This is a genomic window from Variovorax sp. J22G73, from assembly GCF_030317035.1.
Taxonomy (GTDB): domain Bacteria; phylum Pseudomonadota; class Gammaproteobacteria; order Burkholderiales; family Burkholderiaceae_C; genus Variovorax.
Map to the genome: position 1 here is coordinate 1 of NZ_JASZYK010000030.1, position 4,102 is coordinate 4,102.

Sequence of the window (4,102 nt, forward strand, 5' to 3'; positions counted from 1 at the left end):
ACATGGTGTTTGACAGCCAGCACACCCCAGCCAGGACGGCTATCACCATGAGTTCATACCCCAATTTCTGTTGCTCATCGAGGCCGTAAGAATTGCAAAGTCTTATCGAGACATCTGTATAAATTGACGCGACGGCAATCATCATCGGGAGCACCGTTCCTATGAAGAACGCTTGAATCACTGTTCCTGCCGCCTTCCATGATGGCCCCAGCACCGCTCCGGCGGTCGCGAGTGCCGAAAATTTGAAAGCTTCAACACGCGCGTCAACGGCGGCTAAGTCTAGAACGCGAGGTACCATGACCACAGCGAGCACGACAGCCAGGTATGTCAGTCCGCTGAGCCCCAAAAAATTCCATCTCGCAGTCCGAGTTCGGAGCTGGTCAGGTAGTGAAGAGTAGATTAAGGCACCTGCGACTAGGATCGCGGGAAACTGGATCAGCATATGAGATCGCATGTCCGCCTCTAACAGTCGTCGAAGCGGAGAAACTGCCAATGCCAGGATAAACGCAATGCCGACTGCCATTCGGAGTGGAGAAAAAGCGTTCATCGTTCATACCGATTCTGGGCGCTCGCCGATCGCCGAACTGATTTCGCAAAGCTAAGTGCGGCGTCTAAGTCGTCGTAATCGAAAGCCCTCACGATTTGAGCGTTGGGGTCGACTACAAGTAGCGCTGCATTATGTTCAAACCCCCCACGGCCATCGGGCCGCACGGTGATGCCGAACGCATCAAGAAGTTCGCGCTGACGGGAAGGTTCCAACACCCGAGCAAACCGCCAAAATCGACTTTCTGCTTCGAGCTTTTTGGCATACGCCTCCAGCGTCGCGACATCGTCGCGATCAGCATCGAAGCTGATTGATAAAAGCCTGATGCGTTGTCCTTTCTCGACGGCGGACTGCGCTCGTTGGAACACACTGCCCAAAGCGCTGCAAACAGATTCGCAGTTCGTGTAGACAAAATCGACTAGTGTTGGATCATCTCCAGTCAGGAAGAGTGCGGGTAGCGGTTGAGCGCTCAATCCAGGCCCTTCAACCACCACCGCTGGGACGTGACCAGGATAGCTCTCCCATGTCAATCGACGCGCCGCCTCAGTAGTCCATGCCGAGAAACCCAATGTCAGCCAATGGACAGCACCAACGCCGATCCCTATGACAGCGAGTGCTACGGCAAAGGTTTTTGTGACGGACGATGCCGTTTGCAAATTGATGTCAGCGGTCATGGTGGTTCCCTATTTCGTCAACAACGGCTCGAGATCGCTGCCCCCGGCAAATGGCAACGTTCGACTTGCGCTCGTCTTGCGCTCTGTGGCAAAAATTTCAACTTCCACGGCCAAGGCTTTGTTCGACCAGGCTCCTCGCACATGACTCGCTACTGCCGCTAGCTCATCATCACTGAGTCGAGCAAAAGATGGCATCGAACCTGAGTAGTTTTGCCCCTTCACAGTGAGTGGCCCGGTCACGCCGTGCAGCAAGATGTTGGCGATAACCCTCCCCTGCGCCCGCACCCACTCCGAGCCGTCCAACGGCGGAAACACACCCGGCAGGCCCTGGCCGTTGGGCTGGTGGCAGGCCGCGCAGTGCGTCGTGAAGAGCTGGCCGCCATCGAGCTTCGCGCCGCCGACCTGCGCCGCGCGCGTGCCTCGCAGGTCAGCGAGGGTGCGGCGGTCGCCGTAGAACGACGGCCCTGTGGGCTCCGAAAAGAAGATGTATGCCGCGCCGGCCACGACCACTGCCAGCGTGACGGCCGCCACGGCCAGCGGCATGGGACGGGTGCGCTCGACCGGTTCGGCGGCTTCGCGTTGCTGGGCCTTGTCGCGTGGCGCGGGGGTTGAAGGCATGGGTGGGTTCCGGCGGCGGGTCAGGGCTTGCCGGGCGGCAAGATGGGCTCGTCGTGCCTCAGCGCCTGCAGGTACTTCACGAGGTCGATGGCCTCGGGCGTCGGCACCACCACTCGGCCCGGGCCGGGCCCCCAGCCGGGCGGCAGCGCCACCGGCTGCTCGTCGGCGTCGGGCGTTTCCTTCACCGTGAACAGGTACGGGAACGACGGCATGATCGAGCCCGGCACGAAGGCGCGCGGCTGGTACAGGTGGCCCAGGTGCCAGTCCTTGCCTGGCTGGCGCACGCCGATGTTGAACAGGTCAGGCCCCGTGCGCATGCTGCCCAGCAGGTGCGGCTTGTCGTACACGTAATCGCCCGGCACCGAAGGCCGGCCCCAGCCGCGCGCCGCGTCGGGGCCCATCTCGCGGTCGCGCGGCTGTTGGGTATGGCAGTACACGCACCCGTTGGCAATGTAGACCTCTCGCCCGCGCAACTGCGCGGCGCTGTAGGGCTGCAGGCCGGGCGCGGGCGGAATGTCTTTCACCTCCAGGTAGGGCATGACCACCAGCGCGGCGGTGGCGCAGCCGAGCGCCACCATGGCGCCGGCGGCAAGGCGGATGTCACTGTCCATGGGCGGCCGCCGAAGAAACGGGCCCGGCCTGCCGGGCCTGCTGCCAGAACAGCGCGGCCCCCGTGCGCGCCGGGCCGAAGCGCAGCGCCATCGCCAGGAAATGGCCCACGAACACCAGGTGGCCCAGCACCATCAGCGAGCCGCCGACCGAACGCGTCTGCAGGTACGGCAAGGTGAGCCGCACCGATTCCATGAACGGCCTCGACGCGTCGAGCATGGCCACGCCCTGCAGCCACCCGCCCACCGTGAGCCCGCCGAAATAGATGCAGATGCCCAGCCCCGAGAGCCAGAAGTGCGCGGTGATGAGCCGGGGGTACGGCCACTCCCAGTGCAGCACGCGCGGCATCATGAAGTACACCGCGCCGAACATCACCATCGACACGAAGCCGTACGCACCCAGGTGCGCGTGCGCCACGGTGTAGTGGGTGAAGTGGGTCACCGCGTTCATGCTGCGCAAGGCCTCGAAGGAGCCCTGCAGCGACGAGGCCAGGTACATGAACCCGCCGAACACCATGAAGCGCAAGGTGGGCGAATAGCGCGCCAGGTGCCAGCGGCCCTGCAGGGTCGAGGCCATGTTGATGCCGAAGGCCACCACGGGGATGATCATCATCACGCTCTGCACGATCGACAGCGTCACCAGCCAGCCCGGCACCGGCCCGCCGATGAGGTGATGCCCACCCACCTGCCCGTAGAAGAAGGCCAGCGTCCAGAACCCCAGCAGCGACAGGTTGTAGGAGCGCACCGGCCGCCCGATGGTCTTGGGCAGGAAGTAGTAGATAGCTCCCACGCTCACCGGCGTGAACCACAGCCCCAGCACGTTATGGCCGTACCACCAGTTGGTGGTGGCTTGCTGTACGCCGGTGTGCACCCCCGGCAGCTTGGCCACCAGGAAGAGCAGCGAGATCCACAGCAGCGCGGCCACCATGTACCACACGCTCACGTACAGGTGCGACACACGACGGTTGGCCAGCGTGAAGAGCGCGGGCAGCACCACCAGCACAAAGCCCACGAATACGAAGGTCGCGATGGGCCACGGAATTTCCAGGTACTCCATGCCGTCGCTCCAGCCGGCGGCGATGGCGCCGATGCCGCCCGCGATGCCGGTGTTGATGAGCGCACCGCCCATCATGGCCCAGATGCCGCCCACCAGCGGCGTGCGCAGTAGGCGCGGCAGCACCCACAGGATGGTGCCGAGCGCGGCATTGCTGATCCAGCCGTAAAGCACCGCGTTGAGGTGCACCGTGCGCAGCCGGCCGAAGGTGGTCCAGGCCTGTGCCACCAGCCAGTCGGGCTCGTGCAGCTTGATCGACGACACCAGCCCCGCGGCCGAGCCGACCAGCAGCCACATGCATGCGAAGGCGATGAACATGAACACCGGAAAGGCCGAGGAGCGGTCGGCGTCCAGGCGGTCTGCGAGCTCGGCGGCGTCTGCGCTGTCCGCACGCCCATGCTCGGTGCGGTCGGCCGCGTGCTGCAGCGCACCGCGTGCCGAGCGCGTGAGCGCGGGGTCGTCCACGTCGCCAACCTCGCCACGCACGAAGATCACCGACGCACCCCGTGGGTTCTCCATCAGCAGCCCCTTGCGCAGCGACCAGATGAAGCCGAACAGGCCGATGAGCGACAGCACAAAGGCCGCGAGCAGGCTGAGCAAGGTG

At 64.0% G+C, this 4,102-nt stretch carries 4 protein-coding genes and 1 pseudogene; all 5 read right to left on the minus strand.

The annotated features are described in order from the left end of the window. Positions 1-313 (minus strand): annotated as a pseudogene (locus QTI51_RS38845) (hypothetical protein); the annotation flags it as partial. A gap of 230 nt (positions 314-543) precedes the next feature. Further along, on the minus strand, positions 544-1,218 hold the full coding sequence (locus tag QTI51_RS38850) for an SCO family protein (RefSeq protein WP_286518443.1): 675 nt from the start codon (positions 1,216-1,218) through the stop codon (positions 544-546). Between the two features lie 9 nt (positions 1,219-1,227). After that, on the minus strand, positions 1,228-1,836 hold the full coding sequence (locus tag QTI51_RS38855) for a c-type cytochrome (protein ID WP_286518442.1): 609 nt from the start codon (positions 1,834-1,836) through the stop codon (positions 1,228-1,230). Positions 1,837-1,856: 20 nt separating this feature from the next. Further along, entirely contained in the window at positions 1,857-2,447 is a 591-nt protein-coding gene (locus tag QTI51_RS38860; protein ID WP_286518441.1) for a cbb3-type cytochrome c oxidase subunit II, read from the minus strand. After that, positions 2,437-4,098: a cbb3-type cytochrome c oxidase subunit I gene (locus tag QTI51_RS38865; RefSeq protein WP_286518446.1), complete on the minus strand. Its 1,662-nt coding sequence runs from the start codon at positions 4,096-4,098 to the stop codon at positions 2,437-2,439. Before QTI51_RS38865 ends, QTI51_RS38860 begins: the two co-directional genes overlap by 11 nt. Between the last annotated feature and the right edge of the window lie 4 nt (positions 4,099-4,102).